This window comes from bacterium SCSIO 12643, from assembly GCA_024398135.1.
Classification (GTDB): Bacteria; Bacteroidota; Bacteroidia; order Flavobacteriales_G; family Salibacteraceae; genus CAJXZP01.
The window spans coordinates 1,051,938-1,073,159 of the sequence record CP073750.1 but is presented as its reverse complement, the minus strand read 5'-3'; the positions used below and the strand labels follow the sequence as shown (position 1 = coordinate 1,073,159).

Sequence of the window (21,222 nt, the reverse complement as noted above, 5' to 3'; positions counted from 1 at the left end):
CGTGTTTGTTTAATCTAGATTCTTGTATACTAATTTAAGCTTGGCTTCAAGTTTAGCAAGGACTTGTTTATTGTGAGATATTTTTTGTTCAACTTCATCTTTAAGCGCATTCGCTCCTTTACTGTGTTTAAAGAAACCCAAATTGTTTTCGTATTGAAGAATGTTAGATTTTACATTTCTAATTTTTTCACGAATGTGTGAAGCTTCTTTTTCCAAAGCTTTCTCTGGGTTTTGTGCCCCTGACAATTCGTTTATTTTGACATTAAACAAATAGTCAGAAAGTTCTTGCTCCGGAACACCAAATTCAGAAAGCTTTTGATGGATCGCATTTTTGTAATCTACCGCAACTTTTTGTTTCTGGTTCATCGGAACGAAACCAATTTGATTGAATTCTTTGATCAACTCATCAATAGCAGCAAGCGAATCTTTTTCATTTTCAGCTGGAGCTACAGATTTAATTTTTTCAATTAATGCAAGTTTTTTCTCCAGGTTTTCCTTCTGCTCAACAGTATCTTGTTTTTGTTGATTCTTTTTGTTTTCAAAAAACGAGTTACAGGCAGCTCTGAATTTTTTCCATAGTCTTTGCTCATCTCTATGATGCGCACTTCCAATAGTTCTCCATTCTTTTTGAAGATTGGTTAACATCTGAGCAGTCTGTCTGAGGTCTGTACTATCAACCAGGCTTTCTGCCTTGGCAACCAGTTTTTCCTTCTTCTCTTTATTTTGATCGTAAACTTCTTTAACCTTTAAATAGAATGCACTTTTTGCATTAAAGAAAGCATCAGCTGCCGATTTAAATTCCCCCCAGATTCTTTCATTATCAGACTTGGGAGCAAAACCAATAGAACGCCATTCTTTCTGCAAGTCGATAACAATTTTGGTATGCTTTTTCCAACTTTTATCAGAAGTAATGTTGTAATTATTGATCTCTTTTAGTTTGGATACTAGAGCTTGTTTCTTTTCAAGATTATCCTTTTGTTTCTCTTTTTGAGTTTTGTAGAAATCTTTGATTTTGTTAAAGATGGCATGATGTGCATCCCAAAACTCATCTCTGATTCCTTCCCACTTTTCTTTGTAGGTTGGGCCAATCTCGTTCCATTCATTGGTTAATCTTCGTGCAGTAGCATCCATGTCTTTGAAACTCTTCAGTTCCAAAGTTTCTTTCATTTTTGCTACAATGTCTTCCTTAAGCTGAAGATTACGTTTTAAGTCATTTTCAAGAAGCTCCCTGTAGATGTGCATATTGTAAAAGAACTCATCGCGTGCTTTACTATATGCAGCATCTAATTCCTTGATTTTTTCCTGAGGAATTTTGCCCACTTCTTTCCATTTCTGTTCAATCTCTTTAAAAGCTTCATGAGCTTGTTTGATATGCTCTTCGCTTTTTAAAGCCTCAATCTTACTTAATAGTCCTTCTTTGATATTAAGATTGTCTTTTTCCGCTTGTGCTAATTTTTCTCTAAACTCTTTTTTGAGTTTAGAATACTCAGCCCATAAAGAATCAAAAAGCGCGTCCTGTTCATCCCGTTCTGGTTTAAACTCGTCACCTTCTTCGTGTTCCTCAGCATCGTATTTTTCTTTCTGCTCATGAACCTGGTTGGCAACTGCTGTTTGATATGCTTCTAATAATGGCTTACCCTGTGAAATAACGTCTTTTGACATTTCCTGATCGATAAGTCCTTTCAGTGCGGTGTTGATCTCTTCTTTTTTCATAATGAAGGAGAATTAAATTCAATTAATAATATGTTGAACATGGTAATTCCGTGGCAAGTTTAAGAATTATTTTGATTTGAACTGCGCTATTGCGTTTTTAGTGAAGTCTGAAAGCACTAAGCGACCACTAATTTCTGCACGTTCGTATAACAATGTTTCCCAATGATCTGTACCTTCCCAGAAGATGTTTTTAAGTTCGGCAAGAGCTTCCGGATTGTAACTGTTTAGTGTTTGAGCAAACTTCAAAATCGCTTCGTCCATTTCTTCGGTTGTTTCATATACTTCATCAAATAAACCTTTAGATTCTGCCCAACGTGCGCTTTGCCAAACTGCTGGTGTGATGGACATTTGAGCCATTGCGGAGTCTCCAACTTTTCTGGCAACAGCCGGACCAACTACAAATGGACCAATACCAATGGCCAATTCACTTAAACGTACAGATGAATATTGTGTTCCGAAGCAATAGTCTACAGATGAAGCTAAACCAACACCTCCACCAACGGCTTTACCTTGTACCCTACCAATAATGATTTTACCACAAGTGCGCATGGCGTTAATCACTTTCGCAAAACCTGAAAAGAATTTTTTTCCGGAGTCAAAATCCTCGATTGCGGTAAGCTCTTCAAAAGAAGCACCTCCACAGAAAGCGCGATCACCTCTGGATTTAAGAATAATAACGTTGACCATGCTATTTTGTCCTGTATTACTAATGGTTGAAGCTAGTTCGTCCAAAAGATACCCTGGTAATGAATTACTCATTGGGTGATAGAACTCAATCGTTGCAATTCCATTATCTAAATGAAATTCTACATGTCCGTCATTGTCGTTTTTAGTATGCATATGTAATGTTGTAATGTTCTTTTTTAATTTAATCTTGATCTAAAGTTTTTACCATAGTTAGAATAGTAGCAAGTGCGACTGTTTCTCCCGTTTCATCGTAAACATCCACGAGGAACTTCACGATACCTTTTCTAAACTCATCATCATCTCTTTTTTCTTGTAAAACTTTTTCCTTTACGGTTAGTCTCACACCAATAGTCGCTCCGGCATATACAGGCTTGGTAAATCGACATTCCTCTAAACCATAGTTCAAAAGAACAGGTCCTTTTCCTGGATCTACAAATAAACCAGCAGCAGCCGAAAGAATAAAGTATCCGTGAGCGACACGTTGTTCGAAAATAGTTCCATCTAATGAAGTCACATCAGTATGGGCGTAGAAATGGTCCCAACTCACATTTGCAAAGTTTACGATATCACCTTCGGTAATGGTCCTTTTATGCGTATGAACTGTTTCTCCAATTTCAAGCTCTTCGAAATGTTTGCGGAACACATGTACTGGAGTCTCTAAATATTTTCCTCCAGGTTGATATACTTGCGTAATCGCACCAAGTGTAGTTGGACTTCCTTGAATTGCGGTACGTTGCATATAATGGTAAACCCCACGTTTACCACCCATTTCTTCACCGCCACCGGCACGTCCAGGACCGCCATGTGTTAACATTGGCATAGGAGAACCGTGACCCGTGCTTTCTTTAGCCATGTCTTTATTTAAGACCATGATACGACCATTATATGGAGCTGCACCTAAAACAAATTCCTGGGCGATTTTATCGTTTGCAGTGGTAATAGACGTTACCAAACTACCTAAGCCCATTTGCGTAATTTCTACCGCTTCTTCAATTGAATTATAAGGCATGATAGTAGATACCGGGCCAAATGCTTCAGTACTGTGGACATCAGTTTTTTCAAACGGATTGTCGTTGTACATTAAGATCGGAGAGATGAAAGCGCCTGTTTCCTTATTTGCTCCGGTGACTTCAAGTTCATCTAAACTACCATAAACGATTTCCTGGGAAGCCGCTAATTGATTTACTTTTTCAATGACTTCTGTTCTTTGATCTAATCCGGCTAATGATCCCATACGCACTCCTTCAACTCTTGGATCACCAATAGTTGTTTTAGCCAGTCTGGCACTTAATGCATTTTGTACATCACCTACAAGTTCGGACGGGACTAAAATACGTCTGATTGCAGTACATTTTTGACCTGCTTTAACAGTCATTTCTTTACTTACCTCTTTGATGAAAATATCAAATTCAGGAGTCCCAGGAACTGCATCTGCACCTAGAACTGATGCGTTTAAGGAATCTGCTTCTAGATTAAATGGTACAGAGTTGTTAATGATGTTTGGATGAGACTTAAGTTGACGGCCTGTGAACGCGGAACCCGTAAATGTCACCACATCTTGCATGCCTACATGTTCCACAATTCCTCTTGCAGAACCTACAATAAGCTGTAAAGCACCTTCAGGGAGAATTCCAGATTTATGAATTTCCTGAACCATTAACTCTGTTAGGTAACTCGTAACTGTTGCAGGCTTGACTACTGCTGGAACACCAGCCAATAGATTCACCGCAATTTTTTCCAGCATTCCCCAAATAGGGAAGTTGTATGCATTAATATGAACAGCAACCCCGGTTTTTGGAGTCATAATATGTGTGGCAGAGAAAGTGCCTCCTTTTGACATTGGAATACTATCCCCGTCTACACAATAAGGTGTATCAGGAAATTGCCTTCTTAAACTAGAGTAGGCAAACAAGTTTCCAATTCCTCCCTCAATATCAATCCACGAATCTATTTTTGTGGCTCCGGTAGCCCAACTTAGTTCATAAAAAATGTCTTTTTTGGAATGAAGGTATAGCGCCAACTCTTTGATCATTCTTCCTCTTTCATGGAAGGTCATTTTTCGAAGATTTTTGTTCCCTACGTTTCGTCCGTAAGCCAGTACTTCTTCAAATGAAATTCCTTCGGTAGAAGCCGATGCAATAACATCTCCGGTTACCGCATTGAATAAATCCTGTCCTTCACCTTGTCCTTCGATCCATCGACCGAGTATATAATTTTTTAGTTTCATCTTTAAAATAATAGAATGGGTAAAAGTAGCAGATTTGAGAAGATTATAAAATGATAGAGACAACAACTTTAATTAGGGAGATATAGAATTGGAAATCGCTCAGATTTACCGTTTATAAAGAATTATTCGAAAGTCATAACCAATTAATTACATTTGGGCTTCCAACTAATAGATGACTAAAAAATGAATAAATTAATGCTAGGCATTATCGGGTTAAGTGTAATTGGAACCAGTTGCAGTAATTCCGAAGTGGCCAATAAAAAAATGGAAGAGCCTTCAAAGTGGGAGCAAATCAAAGTAACTTATCCCCAAACAGCAAAAAAGGATTCAATAACCAATTATTTCGGAACCGATATTAATGACCCATATGCATGGTTAGAAGATGATAATTCTGAAGAAACAAAACAGTGGGTTATTGAGGAAAATAAGGTGACCGAAGGTTATTTAAGTCAAATACCATTTAGAGGTAAAATCAAGGAACGTTATACGAAGTTGATTAATTATGAAAAAGTGTCTGCACCACGTAAAGTTGGAGATTACTATTTCATGAATAAAAATGATGGGTTACAGGATCAGAGCGTGATTTATTTCAGAAAAGGAGAGTCTGGAGAATGGAGCGTTTTTATGGATCCAAACAAGATGAGTGAGGAAGGAACCGTGACGATTGGATTACTTGGCGCATCAAAAGATAATAAGTTAATTGCATACAGATATTCGGAAGCAGGCTCTGACTGGGGAGAAATTCGTGTGAGAGATATTGAAAAGAATGAGGATATCAAGGATGTGATCAAATGGGTGAAGTTTTCCGGTTCAAGTTGGTTAAACGATGGATTCTTTTATAGTGGATTCGAAGCGCCAACTGAAGGAAATGAATTATCCGCAGAGAATAAATATCATACCGTATATTATCATAAAATCGGAACAGATCAATCTGAAGATAGATTGGTGTATAGAGATACAAAAGATCCAAACTTATATCATGGTGTATCTGTAACTGAGGATGAAAAGTATTTAGTACTTTATGTATATCAGGGAACAGATAATGTGGATATTCATTTCAAACCTGCTTCTGATGTTTCCGGAGCGTTTAAACCATTGATTACCGGATTTACTTCTAAGAGTGATGTGATTGAGCATGTAAATGGTAAGTTCTTAGTAAGGACAGATATGGATGCCCCATTAAATCAGGTTGTGGCTATCGATCCTGCGAATACAGATAAATCTAATTGGGAAGTAGTGATTCCTGAGTCAGAAAACTATTTGTCTTCGGTAGCAACTGGAGGTGGAAAGATGTTTGCACAATATATGATCAATGCGACTACGAAAATCTTTGTAATGGAGTATGATGGATCAGGTAAAACAGAGATTAAACTTCCTGGAACTGGTTCAGCAAGTAATATGGGTGGAAAGAAAGATGAAATGAAATTATTCTATTCATTTACTTCATTCTTATATCCTCCAACCATATTCGAATACGATGTGACTACGGGTGAGTCTGCAGAGTACTATAAGCCTGCGATTGATTTTGACCCAAGTCAGTATGTAGAAAAACAAGAGTGGTTTACCAGTAAAGACGGCACTAAAGTTCCTGTGTTTATTGTACATAAGAAAGACCTAAAGAAAGACGGGAACAATCCAACGTTGTTATATGCGTATGGAGGTTTCAATATTTCGTTGACACCTTCATTTAGCACATCAAGAATCATCTTGTTAGAAAATGGTGGCGTATATGTGATGGCCAATCTAAGAGGTGGCGGTGAATTTGGAGAAGAATGGCACCAGGCCGGGATGAAGATGAAAAAACAAAATGTTTTTGATGATTTCATTGGAGCAGCAGAATACCTAATAAAGGAAAATTATACATCATCAGAAAAACTAGCGATTGAAGGAAGATCAAATGGCGGACTTTTGATTGGAGCAGTGATGGATCAGCGTCCGGATTTAGCTCGTGTAGCTTACCCAGGTGTTGGAGTAATGGATATGTTAAAGTATCACCAGTTTACTATTGGATGGGGCTGGACTCCGGAATATGGAGCAAGTTCAGATAGCAAAGAGATGTTTGAGTATTTATATGGATATTCACCATTACATAATATCAAGGATGGAGTTTCTTATCCGTGTACTATGGTGTCAACAGCTGATCATGATGACCGTGTAGTGCCTGCGCACTCGTTCAAATTCGCTGCAAGACTACAGGAAGCACATAAAGGAGAAAATCCGGTATTGATTAGAATCGAAACCAATGCAGGTCATGGTGCAGGTAAGCCAATGTCTAAAGTAATCGAAGAACAAGCAGACCATTGGGCATTTATGTTCTACAATATGGGGTATACTGACCTATACTCGAATTCTGAGCAGTAGAACAAATATGAAATATTAATAGAAAAGGGCGCGAAAGCGCCCTTTTCTATTTTCTAATAACTGTAACGGAATTCGCTTGCGCAGCGGGTAGAATCAATACGTCCGCAATATTTACATGTACTGGTCTTGACGCACAGAACCAAATGGTGTCCGCAATATCTTCAGGTGTCAGTGGATCCATTCCCACATAAACCTGATCCGCTTTTTCCTTATCGCCATAAAATCGTACATTGGAAAATTCGGTTTCTACCAACCCAGGAGCAATGTTCGTCACTTTTATATTGTGGCGCACGAGATCCAATCGCATTGCCTTTGAAATGGCATCAACCGCATGTTTTGAAGCACAATAAACATTTCCGTTTGGATATACTTCTTTACCTGCAATAGATCCAATATTAATGATATGAGGGTTTTCAGATTCTTTTAGCCAGGGAATAACTGTTTTGCTCACGTTCAGGAGGCCGGTCACATTGGTGTCAATCATACGATCCCAATCTTCAAAATCACCCTGGTCGATTGGATTGATTCCTACTGCCAATCCTGCATTATTGATAAGAAGGTTGACTTTCTTTTGATTATTATTTAAACTGCTTAATGAGTTGATTGTTTCTTCACGATTTCTAACATCAAAACAAAGTGTAGTGATTTGAGTCTGGCATTCCTTTTCTAATTGAAGTTTTAATTCTTGCAAGCGTTCATTACGTCTGCCGGTGATAATTAAATCATAATTGTTTTTGGCTAGAATAGTGGCGCAAGCCTTTCCTATACCCGAAGTAGCTCCGGTAATTAATGCAGTTTTTCCCATAAATACAAAAATGTAAAAAGCAGATTAAAAACCAACGCCAAAACTCATTCTTACTACAGGGTTTTGGTAAATTCTATAGTTTGGATCTTCTGTTAAGTTCCATAATAAATACAACCCAGCGAACCCCTTATCTCCAAGAGGAACACCATATCCGCCTCCAACGAAGAAACTATTGACCCATCTTGGGTCATCGTTATATCTAAATTCACCATAAAGCATTTCATATTCTACATGTGCGAATAAACCTCTGAAAATTGTATATCGTGCAAATGGAGAAATTCCATATGTAGTAGTAGAATAGTTAAATCCTGGTCTGTTGTCTTTAAAGTATCTATAGGTGAAAATACCACCGGTTACCAATTGATCGGTCACTTTATAGCCTACTAATGGAGTAAGCCCAATCACAGTAATATCACCAAATCTGAGATCAAATCCTCCCCCAACTAGAAGTCGATCTTTGATGGGTGATTTTTGTTTTTTTACTTCCGGACCTTGAAAATATGGTTTTTGATTACTGCTGTCATTTGCAGTTTCAAATTGAGCGTAAGTCGAAAGACTTACAAAGAACAATAAGAAGTATAAATAAATAGCTTTCATTCTAATAATGTTTAAAGATTGAAACTGGTAAAATCCCTCAAAAAGAAACCTTAAAATTTGAATAAAATTGTATGATTCACCTCTGAGGAATAATTATTTTCGTCAAAACTAAATTTATGAGTGAATATATCCAATTTGAAGAAAAAGAAGGTGTCGGTATCATTAGGTTGAATAGACCGGATAAGTATAATTCATTTGTGAGAGAAATGGCCCTTGCGTTTCAAAAATATATGGACTACTGCGCTGATAATGATTTGATTCGTGCGGTTTTGGTGACTGGGAATGGAAAGGCTTTTTGTGCCGGACAGGATTTAGCAGAAGCTATAGATCCGGATGGACCTGAATTGTCAAAAATTGTTAGCGAACATTATAATCCAATCATTTTAAGAATAAGAGAGCTTAAAAAACCAGTAGTAGCTGCTGTAAATGGAGTAGCCGCTGGAGCTGGAGCAAACATAGCTTTAGCGTGTGATATTACGTTAGCCGCTAAATCATCTGCTTTTATTCAGGCATTTAGTAAAATAGGTTTAATTCCGGATAGTGGAGGAACTTACTATTTGCCAAGAATAATTGGGATGCAGAAAGCTTCAGCATTAATGATGTTGGGAGATAAAGTAATGGCTGATGATGCAGAAAAAATGGGGATGATTTATAAGGCTGTTGAAGATGCAGAATTGGAAAACGAGTCTTTCGGAATCGCAAAAAAACTAGCTAAAATGCCAACATTGGGATTGGCATTAACGAAGCAGGCGTTGAATTCGTCATTTGTAAATAATCTGGAAGAGCAATTAGACTTAGAGGATACTTTACAAACAGTAGCAGGAAATAGTTATGATTATCAAGAAGGGGTAAATGCCTTTTTAGAAAAAAGAAAACCAGAATTTAAAGGGAAATAAGAAAGAAGATGTTAAATAGTCAAAGTAACATAGGTATAATCGGTGCCGGAGCTATGGGCTCAGGAATTGCGCAGGTTGCAGCGACCGCTGGACATGAGGTTTGTTTGTTCGATTTAAATGAAAAGTCTTTACAGGATTCGAAAAGCAAATTGGCTAAAATTATGGCTAGATTGGTTGAGAAGGGAAGAGTAACCGTTGAAGAAAGTGAGGCAATTCAGGGACGTGTAAAATACGTAGATGGATTAAGTCATTTTGAGTGTTGTGATCTGGTTATTGAAGCAGTGGTTGAGAAACTTCAGGTTAAACAAGAGTTATTTTCTCATCTGGAGAATGTCATGAAAGAAGATGCCGTATTGGCGACAAATACATCTTCATTGTCAATTGCTTCGATCGGTGGTAAACTAAAAAATCCGGAGAGATTATTAGGAATACATTTCTTCAATCCAGCACCGTTGATGCCATTAGTGGAAATTGTACCTTCATTAGTTACGGAGTCTGCAATTGTGGATAATGTAAAGGATTTAATTGATTCATGGAAGAAGGTTACTGTAATAGCAAAGGATACGCCTGGGTTTATTGTAAATAGGGTCGCAAGACCGTTTTATAGTGAAGCGATCAAAATGTTAGAAGAGGGGTTTGCGGATGAAGCAACGATTGATTGGGCGATGAAGGAACTGGGTGGTTTCAGAATGGGACCATTTGAATTGATGGATTTAATCGGTCATGATGTAAATTATGTTGTAACAGAAACCGTTTGGACTGAAATGTACTTTGATCCTAGATATAAACCAGCTTTGACTCAGAAACGTTTGGTTGAGGCAAACAGGTTAGGACGTAAATCTGGGCAGGGGTTTTATAATTATAAGGATGCAAGCGGAAACGCAGAGCCAAATAAAGATGAAAAACTTGGAAAAGCGATTCTAAGTCGTATTTTAAATATGTTGGTAAATGAAGCTATAGATGCGTTATTCCTTCAGATTGCTTCAAAAGAAGATATTGATACCGCAATGACTAAAGGAGTGAATTATCCAAAAGGTCTAATTACATGGGGAGCTGAGATTGGTTTTGATGCTGTTTTAGATGGATTAAATGAATCTTTCGAAAGATACGGGGATGATAGATATCGTCCAAGTGTATTATTAAAAGATCTAGTTAGTAAGAGGGCAACGATTTAATATCGTTTGCTTTTCTTTCTTGGATTTCTGGCGCCTGGAGCGCTACAATCACTGAAGTGCCAGTCATATTCTCCTAAACCTCTTTTTCTACATGGTTTGTTAACGAATATCGGCACTTTTAAGTGTGCGTATAAATCTAAACGGTATACGTCCGTATTGATAAGGTAGGACGAAAGATTATCTGTTCCAACGGTTAAATACCAGAATCTAACCGCCAAGCCTGCTGCTGGTTTCATAATGGTATTCATGCTTAATGGTAAAGAAATACCGAAACGCTTCTCTTCATACCTTGGAGTAATTGCAATCATACTTAAACGCTCTCCGCCAAAAGCTCTTTTTAACGGGACACCATACATGAATGTTGAGTTGATGAATAAGCCATCTCCAAAGTTGTAGTCAAATTGTAGTGAGAGTGTCAATGGAAGCGTAGCGGAGTAACTGTTTTTTACATCAGTAATTCCAGAGCGAAATGCCTGATCCATTGTGTTGATAATATCGCCAATATTAGTTCCTCTTGTAGCAGCATAGTTGGCCCATTCGCCATTGGCTTGAGAAGCTTCTCTGTAATAAGAACTCTTAAACTTGATAGCACCAATGTCTAGTATAGAGAAGCCGAGCCTGTATATATAATCAACATATTTACAATTGCTTTGTGGAGAGTGAGGTGTGTAATGTCTGGATGGGACTACTTTCTTTTCTATGGTCACGCCCAAATCGGCACCATACCCAACACCAGGGTGGAAGCCTATATCAGCTCCGGCATATTTTCCAGTGTAGTTATATACAAACGCGTTAGTTGAGTCAATCATCTCATAGCTGAAATCATCTACAAGGAAATCAATTCCACCAATTCCAAGCATGTATTTAAAGTTTACACCTACGTTTACAAGAATTTTTCCTTTTTGATGGGCGATCATTCCTCCGTTTAAACCTACTTCAACAAAACTAAGCGCTTTAGTTCGATAGTTTCCTCCGTTTAGTCTGGTTCCATAATATTCTGGAATTTGCAAACCATAGATTAATCCTCTGGTAAATTCTAAGGGGATGTTACGTCCGACTGCATAATTTCTAAAAGCTGAGCTGAGTCCAAGTGAAAATTTCCCAAGACTTATATTAAATGCAGGACCAAGTAAAATGCCTTCAATTTGCCCATCAACCTGATCAACGTTAAAATTCTGACTAAGTTGACTAGGGAATTTCCCGGATAGTGGGGAAAAATCTTCAGCTGCCAGGTATGCACCATTACTTGTACCGAACATATATAACCCTCCGAGGTGCATGTCGAGCCATGGTCTTGGATCAACAGCACGCGCTGGATTTAATCGAATACCTTCTGTAACGTTAATGTTGTCATGGACAACGCCCATTTGGGACTGAGAAAACGTAGGGGAATGGCATGCGATAAATACTACTAATATGATTAGCTTGTTTAATTCCATATGGGAATAATTATCTGCAAAGCTATATACAATGTAAGAGGTGGATGTTTACTAAACGGTCAATTCCTTGTGTAATTGCATTATATCAAGGAACTGTATGTAATCAAATTTATATAAAATATTTTTTTGCTGTGTTTATGAAACCCTGTATTTAATAAGTGTGAATTGTTGAAAAAGGTGTAAACTGCTTTCTATATAATAAAGGTGTCTTGCAGGGATGATTAAGGAGTTGGATTGTGAGGTGGAATTGGTTAAAGAAAAGCTAAAAAAAAATCGTGCTGTATGTAATGGTATAAGAGGGAGTTATGTGTTTAAACTAAAAATATTTAAAAAATAGTTCAAAAATATGGTTGAGGAGAAGGATAAACGACATACCTTTGCCGCCCCTTTCGGGGGTAAAGAAAAAGTTGAGGTAACGGGAGAGATTGAGGAGTAGGAGGAGCGAGAAAAAAGAAAAATATTTTTTTTAATTTTTTTCTTGTTTGGAAAGAAAATAGAGTTACCTTTGCCGCCCCGTTCGCGGGGATAGTTTTTGAAAAGGTTGGTGCGGTTTTGAAGTGGTGAGTTAGGAAGAAAAAAAATATTTTTTCAGAAAAAGCTTGTCAGAATAAAAACTAGAGTTACCTTTGCCGCCCCTTTCGAGGGGCAAAGATTAAAAGAAATAAGCTCTTAAGAGTTGAGTCTCGGGAACGAGACGAAGTGAATAAGAGAAAAGAATATTAAAGTTCTTTGAATAGTTGAAAAGCATAAAAATTTAAGCAAATATCCCCCAAGATATTTAAGAGTGATAGACAATTAAGTTTATTACAACGGAGAGTTTGATCCTGGCTCAGGATGAACGCTAGCGGCAGGCTTAACACATGCAAGTCGAACGGTAACATTTCTTGCTTGCAAGAAGATGACGAGTGGCGCACGGGTGCGTAACGCGTATACAACCTGCCTTCAACAAAGGGATAGCCCATGGAAACGTGGATTAATACCTTATAATATATAGAGATGGCATCATCATTATATCAAAGATTTATCGGTTGAAGAGGGGTATGCGTGACATTAGCTAGTTGGTAAGGTAACGGCTTACCAAGGCAACGATGTCTAGGGGTTCTGAGAGGATGATCCCCCACACTGGTACTGAGACACGGACCAGACTCCTACGGGAGGCAGCAGTGAGGAATATTGCGCAATGGAGGGAACTCTGACGCAGCCATGCCGCGTGAAGGAATGAATGCCCTATGGGTTGTAAACTTCTTTTATGTAGGAAGAAACGCAGATACGTGTATCTGTTTGACGGTACTACACGAATAAGGACCGGCTAACTCCGTGCCAGCAGCCGCGGTAATACGGAGGGTCCAAGCGTTATCCGGATTCATTGGGTTTAAAGGGTACGTAGGCGGATAAATAAGTCAGTGGTGAAAGCCCGAAGCTCAACTTCGGAACTGCCATTGATACTGTTTATCTTGAATTTGGTTGAAGTGGGCGGAATATGACATGTAGCGGTGAAATGCATAGATATGTCATGGAACACCAATAGTGAAGACAGCTCACTAAGCCAATATTGACGCTGAGGTACGAAAGCATGGGTAGCGAACAGGATTAGATACCCTGGTAGTCCATGCCGTAAACGATGATTACTAGCTATTAGCGATAAACTGTTAGTGGCAAAGCGAAAGCATTAAGTAATCCACCTGGGAAGTACGGTCGCAAGATTGAAACTCAAAGGAATTGACGGGGGCCCGCACAAGCGGTGGAGCATGTGGTTTAATTCGATGATACGCGAGGAACCTTACCAGGGCTTAAATGAAGATTGACAGGACTGGAAACAGTTTTTTCTTCGGACAATTTTCAAGGTGCTGCATGGTTGTCGTCAGCTCGTGCTGTGAAGTGTCGGGTTAAGTCCCATAACGAGCGCAACCCCTATCTTTAGTTGCCAGCGAGTAATGTCGGGGACTCTAGAGAAACTGCCCGTGCAAACGGAGAGGAAGGTGGGGATGACGTCAAATCATCACGGCCCTTACGTCCTGGGCTACACACGTGCTACAATGGCAGGTACAGAGGGCAGCTACTCCGCGAGGAGATGCGAATCTCAAAAGCCTGTCTCAGTTCGGATTGGAGTCTGCAACTCGACTCCATGAAGCTGGAATCGCTAGTAATCGCGCATCAGCCATGGCGCGGTGAATACGTTCCCGGGCCTTGTACACACCGCCCGTCAAGCCATGGAAGCTGGGGGTGCCTGAAGTCGGTGACCGCAAGGAGCTGCCTAGGGTAAAACTAGTAACTGGGGCTAAGTCGTAACAAGGTAGCCGTACCGGAAGGTGTGGCTGGAACACCTCCTTTTTAGAGTGTACTACACAATTATATATCTGTTGGATATTTGCGCTTTTCGCTATTTAAAATTATTGAGATCCCGGAAATCTCGGTAGGGTTTTTATCGGTAAGAGGAAAGGGAATAGAGTCCCATAGCTCAGCTGGTTAGAGCGCTACACTGATAATGTAGAGGTCGGCAGTTCAAGTCTGCCTGGGACTACAATAACGGGGGATTAGCTCAGCTGGCTAGAGCGCCTGCCTTGCACGCAGGAGGTCATCGGTTCGACTCCGATATTCTCCACAAGAGTATATTGGAACGCTAATTACTCAAAAACGGCTTACGAGCCAAAAGATCTGTAAAAGGAATAAAGAAAGAAGCTTAATAAGGTAAGCGAGAAAATGGTTCAACTCCAAATCTTTCACAATTGATACATTGGTATCAAAAAAGTTCTTTGAAATTTTGAAGATAACATTAACAATAGAGATATTATTATAAAAGGCTTAATAACTGTAAATCATTTCGATTTAAGTTATTACGAAAGTAGTAAGGGCGTATGGTGGATGCCTAGGCTCTCAGAGGCGATGAAGGACGTGATAAGCTGCGAAAAGTCACGGTGAGGTGCAAATAACTTTTGACCCGTGAATGTCCGAATGGGGAAACCCGGTATCTTGAAGAGATATCATCCGAAAGGAGGCAAACCCAGTGAACTGAAACATCTAAGTAACTGGAGGAAAAGAAAACAAAAGTGATTCCCTAAGTAGTGGCGAGCGAACGGGGAATAGCCCAAACCAGATTTGTTTAGGCAAATCTGGGGTTGTAGGACTGTAATATGGACTATACTTTGATAATAGAATAGAACTGGAAAGTTCAACCGTAGAGGGTGATAGTCCCGTATATGAAATTGAAGTATTACCTAACAGTATCCTGAGTAGCACGGGGCACGTGAAACCTTGTGTGAATCTGGCGGGACCATCCGTTAAGGCTAAATACTCCTGAGAGACCGATAGTGAACTAGTACCGTGAGGGAAAGGTGAAAAGAACTTCGAATAGAAGAGTGAAATAGTACCTGAAACCATACGCTTACAAGCGGAGGGAGCTTTAGAGTGACCTCGTGCCTTTTGCATAATGATCCTACGAGTTACTCTCATCTAGCGAGATTAAGGTATTCAGTACCGTAGTCGTAGCGAAAGCGAGTCTGAATAGGGCGCAAGAGTTAGGTGAGGTAGACGCGAAACCGTGTGATCTACCCATGACCAGGTTGAAGCTTTGGTAACACAAAGTGGAGGACCGAACCAGTTGACGTTGAAAAGTCTTTGGATGAGTTGTGGGTAGGGGTGAAAGGCCAATCAAACACGGAAATAGCTCGTACTCCCCGAAATGCATTTAGGTGCAGCGTTGGTTTTGAGTTTTATAGAGGTAGAGCTACTGATAGGGCTAGGGGGCTTCACCGCCTACCAAACCCTGACAAACTCCGAATGCTATAAAATGCTTACCAGCAGTGAGGGCATGGGTGCTAAGGTCCATGTCCGAGAGGGAAAGAACCCAGACCATCAGCTAAGGTCCCCAAGTGTATACTAAGTTGATCTAACGAGGTCGGATTGCATTGACAGCTAGGATGTTGGCTTGGAAGCAGCCATTCATTTAAAGAGTGCGTAACAGCTCACTAGTCGAGCGATCTGGCATGGATAATAATCGGGCATAAGTATACCACCGAAGCTATGGACTTTATAAAAGTGGTAGGGGAGCATTCTAGTTGTGTTGAAGGTGTATGGTAATGTATGCTGGAACGGCTAGAAAAGAAAATGTAGGAATGAGTAACGATAATGCAGGCGAGAAACCTGCACACCGCAAGACTAAGGTTTCCTGAACAACGCTAATCGGTTCAGGGTTAGTCGGGGCCTAAGGCGAACCCGAATGGGGTAGTCGATGGATAACGGGTTAATATTCCCGTACTAGTATAAATTGTGATGGAGTGACGGAGAGGTGAAAGGAACGCGTACTGACGGAATAGTACGTTGAATGCCGTACGTATATGGACAGGTTAAGAGCTAGTCTTTGCTGAAAGCAGATAGTACTGCAAACCTTCGGGCGAGCAGATAGTTTCCCTAATCTTACTTCCTAGAAAAACTTCTAAACTTAAGTTTATACTACCCGTACCGTAAACCGACACAGGTAGTCGAGGAGAGTATCCTCAGGTGCTCGAGTGATTCATGGCTAAGGAACTAGGCAAAATGGCCTCGTAACTTCGGGAGAAGAGGCGCCAGCGCGAGCTGGCCGCAGTGAAAAGGCCCAGGCGACTGTTTATCAAAAACACATGGCTTTGCTAAATTGAAAGATGATGTATAAGGCCTGACACCTGCCCGGTGCTGGAAGGTTAAGAGGAGGGGTTATACTTCGGTAGAAGCTCTGAATTGAAGCCCCAGTAAACGGCGGCCGTAACTATAACGGTCCTAAGGTAGCGAAATTCCTTGTCGGGTAAGTTCCGACCTGCACGAATGGTGCAACGATCTGGGCACTGTCTCAGCCATGAGCTCGGTGAAATTGTAGTATCGGTGAAGATGCCGATTACCCGCAACGGGACGGAAAGACCCCGTGAACCTTCACTACAGCTTAACATTGATATTGGGTAAATGATGTGTAGGATAGGTGGGAGACTATGAAGCTGGTACGCTAGTATTGGTGGAGTCATCCTTGAAATACCACCCTTTATTTATCTGATATCTAATCCTCAAAGGAGACATTGTTTGGTGGGTAGTTTGACTGGGGTGGTCGCCTCCAAAAGAGTAACGGAGGCTCCCAAAGGTACCCTCAGTACGCTTGGTAACCGTACGAAGAGTGTAATAGCATAAGGGTGCTTGACTGTGAGACCTACAAGTCGAGCAGGAACGAAAGTTGGGTATAGTGATCCGGTGGTTCCGCATGGAAGGGCCATCGCTCAAAGGATAAAAGGTACTCCGGGGATAACAGGCTGATCTCCCCCAAGAGCTCACATCGACGGGGGGTTTGGCACCTCGATGTCGGCTCGTCACATCCTGGGGCTGGAGAAGGTCCCAAGGGTTGGGCTGTTCGCCCATTAAAGTGGCACGCGAGCTGGGTTCAGAACGTCGCGAGACAGTTCGGTCCCTATCTGTTGTGGGCGTTAGAAGCTTGAGAGAACCTGACCTTAGTACGAGAGGACCGGGTTGGACGAACCTCTAGTGTACCTGTTGTGACGCCAGTTGCATTGCAGGGTAGCTACGTTCGGATGAGATAAGCGCTGAAAGCATCTAAGCGCGAAACTCATCTCAAGATGAGGCTTCTTTTAAGGGTCGTTAAAGACGATGACGTTGATAGGTTGCAAGTGTAAAGGCAGTAATGTCAAAGCTGAGCAATACTAATTACCCGTAGCTTTCTAATAACCGAGATGATGTATAAGTTATTAAGTCTATCTTCAAAATTTCGAAAATATTGAATAGTTTATGGTGACTATAGCGGTGGGGATCACCTCTTTCCATTCCGAACAGAGAAGTTAAGCCCACCAGCGCAGATGGTACTGCTGTAATAGGCGGGAGAGTATGTCGTTGCCAATTTTCAGAAGGTGTCAATTTTTATAAATTGACACCTTTTTTTTTGTGCCTATACCAACTTCTTGTTGTAAAATTGTTCGTGTATTATATATTATTGAAAGAATATGGAAAGCTTTATAATAGACGGAATTAGAACCCCTATAGGTAATTTTGGAGGCTCATTATCTACAGTAAGAGCTGATGACTTAGGAGCGTTGGTGATTTCAGAACTTATTAATAGAAACCCTAATATAGATGTAAATGCCATCTCCGATGTGATCATGGGATGTGCAAACCAGGCTGGAGATGATAATAGAAATGTAGCCAGAATGTCTTTATTACTTGCCGGATTACCTTGGAAAGTTCCAGGAGAAACGGTTAATAGATTATGTGCTTCAGGGATGTCAGCTATTGTTCATGCACAGAGAGCCATAAATAATTTAGATGGAGATCTTTTTATTTCTGGTGGAATTGAAAATATGACCAGAGGTCCCTGGGTGATTTCTAAGGTTTCTAAACCTTTTGGTCGAGATGCGGAAATGCATGATTCTAGTTTTGGATGGAGATTTATCAATCCTAAAATGAAGGATTTATATGGTGTAGATGGTATGGGGCAGACAGCAGAGAATCTTGCAGAATTGTATAATATTAACCGTGAAGATCAAGATTTGTTTGCATATAATTCTCATATGAAGGCGACTAAAGCACGCGAAACGGGTGTTTTAAAAGATGAGATTATATCAGTTTCAATACCTCAAAGAAAAAAGGAGGATATTATTTTTTCAGAGGATGAATTTATTAAACCTAAAACTAATCTTGAAGTTTTAGCCAAGTTGAGACCAGCCTTTAAGAAAGATGGTAGTGTAACCGCTGGAAATTCATCAGGGTTGAATGATGGGGCAGCTGCGACTTTAATAGCTTCTGAGAATGGTGTTAAGCAATATAACCTTACTCCGAAGGCGAGAATTGTAGCATCTGGAGTTGCAGGAGTCGAGCCAAGATATATGGGGATAGGTCCTGTATATGCTAGTGAAATTGCTTTGAAAAAGGCAGGGCTAACTATGGACGATATGGACATCATAGAATTAAACGAGGCGTTTGCAGCGCAAGTTTTAGCATGTACTAGAAAAATGGGATTGGAGGATAACGATCCAAGAATTAATCCTAATGGAGGTGCGATCGCAATCGGACATCCTCTTGGTGTGACAGGAACGCGAATTGTTTATGCTGCCGCATTGGAGTTGGAAAGACAAAATAAGCGATATGCATTATGTACGATGTGTATTGGTGTAGGTCAAGGTTATGCGGTAATTATTGAAAGAGTATAATGTCTAAGGAGCATCAAATCGATATTACTACTTCTGCCAGATATTATCTCAACGGTCAAATTTCGGATAAGGTTAAGGTTGTTTGGTTTGTATTTCATGGATATGGAATGCTTGCGGAAGATTTTATAAAAAACTTTGATGGTATCTCTGACGAGAATACGTTGATTGTTGCTCCAGAAGGAACACATCGTTATTACAAGAGAGGAACTCGAAATCAAATATCAGCGAACTGGATGACTTCGGATTTACGTGATGCTGATATTCAGAATAACACTCAATATCTTAATAGTGTTTTAGAGACCTTGTTTGATCAGGGACTATCTACTGAAAGTAAAATAGGAGTGGTAGGGTTTTCACAAGGTGGTCCTACTGCATTCAGATGGGTTAGTCAATTGGATAGGTCTATTGATATGTTGATCGCCTGGGGTACGGATTTACCTCAGGAAGTTCTTGAGAACAATCAAAATTTAAGAAAGGTGAATGAATCTAATATTAAATTGGTGATAGGTTCAGATGATGAATATATAGATTCTGATAGAGTAGATAACTTTATCATAGATTATAGCGATAAGGGAGTAGAGTTTGATTATCATACTTTTGATGGAGGTCATAAAATCCATAGTGAAACCATGCGCTATTTTCATGCGAGAATGATGAATGGAGGTCAGGAATTTTAATACAAATTTGTTGAATGAAATCAATCATTAAAGGTAAGTGTCCACGATGTAGAAAATCGGATATATTCTGTTCTACAAATCCGTATAATTTTAAGAAGTTATTTTTAATGCCAGAGCATTGTGATAGCTGCGGGTTGAAATTTAATATGGAACCCGGTTTTTTCTACGGAGCAATGTATGTTGGATATGGGTTAAGCGTTGCGTATTTAACAGCGGTGTATGTAGCTATGGAAGTATTACTGGACGATTTTGCTGTTGGCCTATATTTTATTCTTGGAATAGGCTCTTTAATTGTATTTACTCCATTTATTTTTAGGTTATCCAGATCGATTTGGTTAACGATGTTTGTAAAGTATGATAAAGATGCGGAAGCAAAGTGGGCCAAAGAATTGAATGGCGAAAAAAGAGAGAATCCTTGTATAAACGTGTAAAAATTGGATCGCCAAAATTACTTGGCGATCCAGTTATTTAGTCATTAAATAGACGCACTTGATGTAGGGAAACGTCTATCAATTTTTTTGATTAATCCTTGTAGTACTTTCCCCGGACCAACTTCAGTAAGTTCAGACATACCATCGGCAATCATTTGATTCTCAATTTTAGTCCATAAAACAGGAGCTGTTAATTGATCAATTAAGTTTTGTTTGATTACAGATGGATCTGTTTCTCCAATTGCTGTTACGTTCTGGTATATTGGACAAACTGGTTTGCTAATTGTAACGCTTTCAATCGCCTCCTTTAATTCATCTTTTGCCGGAGACATTAATGGTGAATGGAATGCTCCTCCTACCGGTAAAACCATAGCACGTTTTGCGCCAGCAGCACTTAATTTCTCACAAGTGGTATTGATGGCATCAACTTCACCTGAAATAACCAGTTGACCTGGTGAGTTATAGTTAGCAGGAACAACAACGCCTTCTACTTCTTTACATGTGTTTTCAATAATATCATCTTCCAGACCAATAATAGCAGCCATTGTTGAAGGTTTAATTTCACATGCTTTTTGCATGGCTAAAGCTCTTTTTGAGACTAATTTTAATCCATTTTCGAAAGATAAGCCTCCAGCAGCAACAAGCGCAGAAAACTCTCCTAAACTATGTCCGGCAACCATATCTGGTTTGAAATCTTCACCTAAAAGCTTAGCTAAGATTACGGAATGTAGAAAGACTGCAGGTTGCGTAACCTTCGTTTGTTTTAGTTCATCAGCAGAACCTTCAAACATCACTTTCGAAATCTCAAAACCTAAAATATCATTGGCTTGATGAAATAATTCTTTTGCAACATCAGAGTTCTCGTATAGGTCAAGTCCCATACCCGTAAATTGAGCTCCTTGTCCAGGAAAAACATATCCTTTCATATAGTATTGTATAAACCGTTTATAAATATGAAGGGCAAATGTATATGAAATTTGACTATTGACTAGCGGAAATATGTGGAGGAATAAGAGTGCTCATATATCTTTGCCCAAAT

General features: G+C 39.7%; 13 protein-coding genes, 2 tRNA genes and 3 rRNA genes. 11 read left to right on the top strand and 7 right to left on the bottom strand.

Going from position 1 to position 21,222, the window contains the following annotated elements:
• Nucleotides 1–9: 9 nt before the first annotated feature.
• From KFE94_04710 to paaZ, 3 genes are all read right to left on the bottom strand, one after another.
• Nucleotides 10–1,713, bottom strand: coding sequence for a DUF349 domain-containing protein (locus tag KFE94_04710; protein ID UTW67418.1), 1,704 nt, complete (start codon nucleotides 1,711–1,713; stop codon nucleotides 10–12).
• Between the two features lie 66 nt (nucleotides 1,714–1,779).
• The gene (locus KFE94_04705) at nucleotides 1,780–2,553 is read right to left on the bottom strand and encodes an enoyl-CoA hydratase/isomerase family protein (protein UTW67417.1); all 774 of its coding nucleotides are present in this window, start codon (nucleotides 2,551–2,553) and stop codon (nucleotides 1,780–1,782) included.
• A gap of 28 nt (nucleotides 2,554–2,581) precedes the next feature.
• The gene (gene paaZ, locus KFE94_04700; protein ID UTW67416.1) at nucleotides 2,582–4,627 is read right to left on the bottom strand and encodes a phenylacetic acid degradation bifunctional protein PaaZ; all 2,046 of its coding nucleotides are present in this window, start codon (nucleotides 4,625–4,627) and stop codon (nucleotides 2,582–2,584) included.
• 183 nt (nucleotides 4,628–4,810) lie between these two features.
• On the opposite strand from paaZ, the gene KFE94_04695 reads away from it, so the two are divergent.
• Nucleotides 4,811–6,988 carry a S9 family peptidase gene (locus KFE94_04695; protein UTW67415.1) on the top strand — a complete coding sequence of 726 codons (2,178 nt, stop codon included), beginning with the start codon at nucleotides 4,811–4,813 and terminating at the stop codon, nucleotides 6,986–6,988.
• 46 nt (nucleotides 6,989–7,034) lie between these two features.
• On the opposite strand, the gene KFE94_04690 is transcribed toward KFE94_04695, so the two are convergent.
• Entirely contained in the window at nucleotides 7,035–7,793 is a 759-nt protein-coding gene (locus KFE94_04690; protein UTW67414.1) for an SDR family NAD(P)-dependent oxidoreductase, read from the bottom strand.
• 24 nt (nucleotides 7,794–7,817) lie between these two features.
• Entirely contained in the window at nucleotides 7,818–8,390 is a 573-nt protein-coding gene (locus KFE94_04685) for a hypothetical protein (GenBank protein UTW67413.1), read from the bottom strand.
• Nucleotides 8,391–8,506: 116 nt separating this feature from the next.
• Here KFE94_04685 and KFE94_04680 point away from each other — a divergent pair, with 116 nt between their 5' ends.
• A complete protein-coding gene (locus tag KFE94_04680; protein ID UTW67412.1) occupies nucleotides 8,507–9,286 on the top strand; it encodes a 2-(1,2-epoxy-1,2-dihydrophenyl)acetyl-CoA isomerase in 780 nt (259 codons plus the stop codon).
• An 8-nt stretch (nucleotides 9,287–9,294) separates the two neighbouring features.
• Nucleotides 9,295–10,461: an NAD(P)-binding domain-containing protein gene (locus tag KFE94_04675; protein ID UTW67411.1), complete on the top strand. Its 1,167-nt coding sequence runs from the start codon at nucleotides 9,295–9,297 to the stop codon at nucleotides 10,459–10,461.
• Here KFE94_04675 and KFE94_04670 read toward each other — a convergent pair.
• Nucleotides 10,458–11,900 carry a hypothetical protein gene (locus KFE94_04670; GenBank protein UTW67410.1) on the bottom strand — a complete coding sequence of 481 codons (1,443 nt, stop codon included), beginning with the start codon at nucleotides 11,898–11,900 and terminating at the stop codon, nucleotides 10,458–10,460. The genes KFE94_04675 and KFE94_04670 overlap by 4 nt on opposite strands.
• An 806-nt stretch (nucleotides 11,901–12,706) precedes the next feature.
• Between KFE94_04670 and KFE94_04665 the strand changes: the two genes are divergently transcribed.
• The 8 genes from KFE94_04665 to KFE94_04630 all read left to right on the top strand — a co-directional run bounded on the left by KFE94_04665 (nucleotide 12,707) and on the right by KFE94_04630 (nucleotide 20,183).
• Nucleotides 12,707–14,231: ribosomal RNA gene (locus tag KFE94_04665) — 16S ribosomal RNA — on the top strand.
• A 116-nt stretch (nucleotides 14,232–14,347) separates the two neighbouring features.
• Nucleotides 14,348–14,421 (top strand) — tRNA-Ile (locus KFE94_04660).
• A 7-nt stretch (nucleotides 14,422–14,428) separates the two neighbouring features.
• Nucleotides 14,429–14,502 (top strand) — tRNA-Ala (locus KFE94_04655).
• 233 nt (nucleotides 14,503–14,735) lie between these two features.
• A 23S ribosomal RNA gene (locus KFE94_04650) occupies nucleotides 14,736–17,599 on the top strand.
• A gap of 60 nt (nucleotides 17,600–17,659) precedes the next feature.
• Nucleotides 17,660–17,771, top strand: a 5S ribosomal RNA gene (gene rrf, locus KFE94_04645).
• Together the 16S, 23S and 5S rRNA genes with 2 tRNA genes alongside form the textbook arrangement of a ribosomal RNA operon.
• Nucleotides 17,772–17,872: 101 nt before the next feature.
• Nucleotides 17,873–19,075, top strand: a complete 1,203-nt coding sequence (pcaF, locus tag KFE94_04640; protein UTW67409.1) for a 3-oxoadipyl-CoA thiolase — start codon at nucleotides 17,873–17,875, stop codon at nucleotides 19,073–19,075.
• Entirely contained in the window at nucleotides 19,075–19,752 is a 678-nt protein-coding gene (locus tag KFE94_04635) for a dienelactone hydrolase family protein (GenBank protein ID UTW67408.1), read from the top strand. The genes pcaF and KFE94_04635 overlap by 1 nt, the downstream gene beginning before the upstream one ends.
• Before the next feature lie 14 nt (nucleotides 19,753–19,766).
• On the top strand, nucleotides 19,767–20,183 hold the full coding sequence (locus KFE94_04630; protein UTW67407.1) for a DUF983 domain-containing protein: 417 nt from the start codon (nucleotides 19,767–19,769) through the stop codon (nucleotides 20,181–20,183).
• A 44-nt stretch (nucleotides 20,184–20,227) separates the two neighbouring features.
• Here KFE94_04630 and fabD read toward each other — a convergent pair whose 3' ends face one another.
• Nucleotides 20,228–21,109 (bottom strand): ACP S-malonyltransferase, encoded by an 882-nt coding sequence (gene fabD / locus KFE94_04625; protein ID UTW67406.1) that lies wholly within the window; start codon nucleotides 21,107–21,109, stop codon nucleotides 20,228–20,230.
• Between the last annotated feature and the right edge of the window lie 113 nt (nucleotides 21,110–21,222).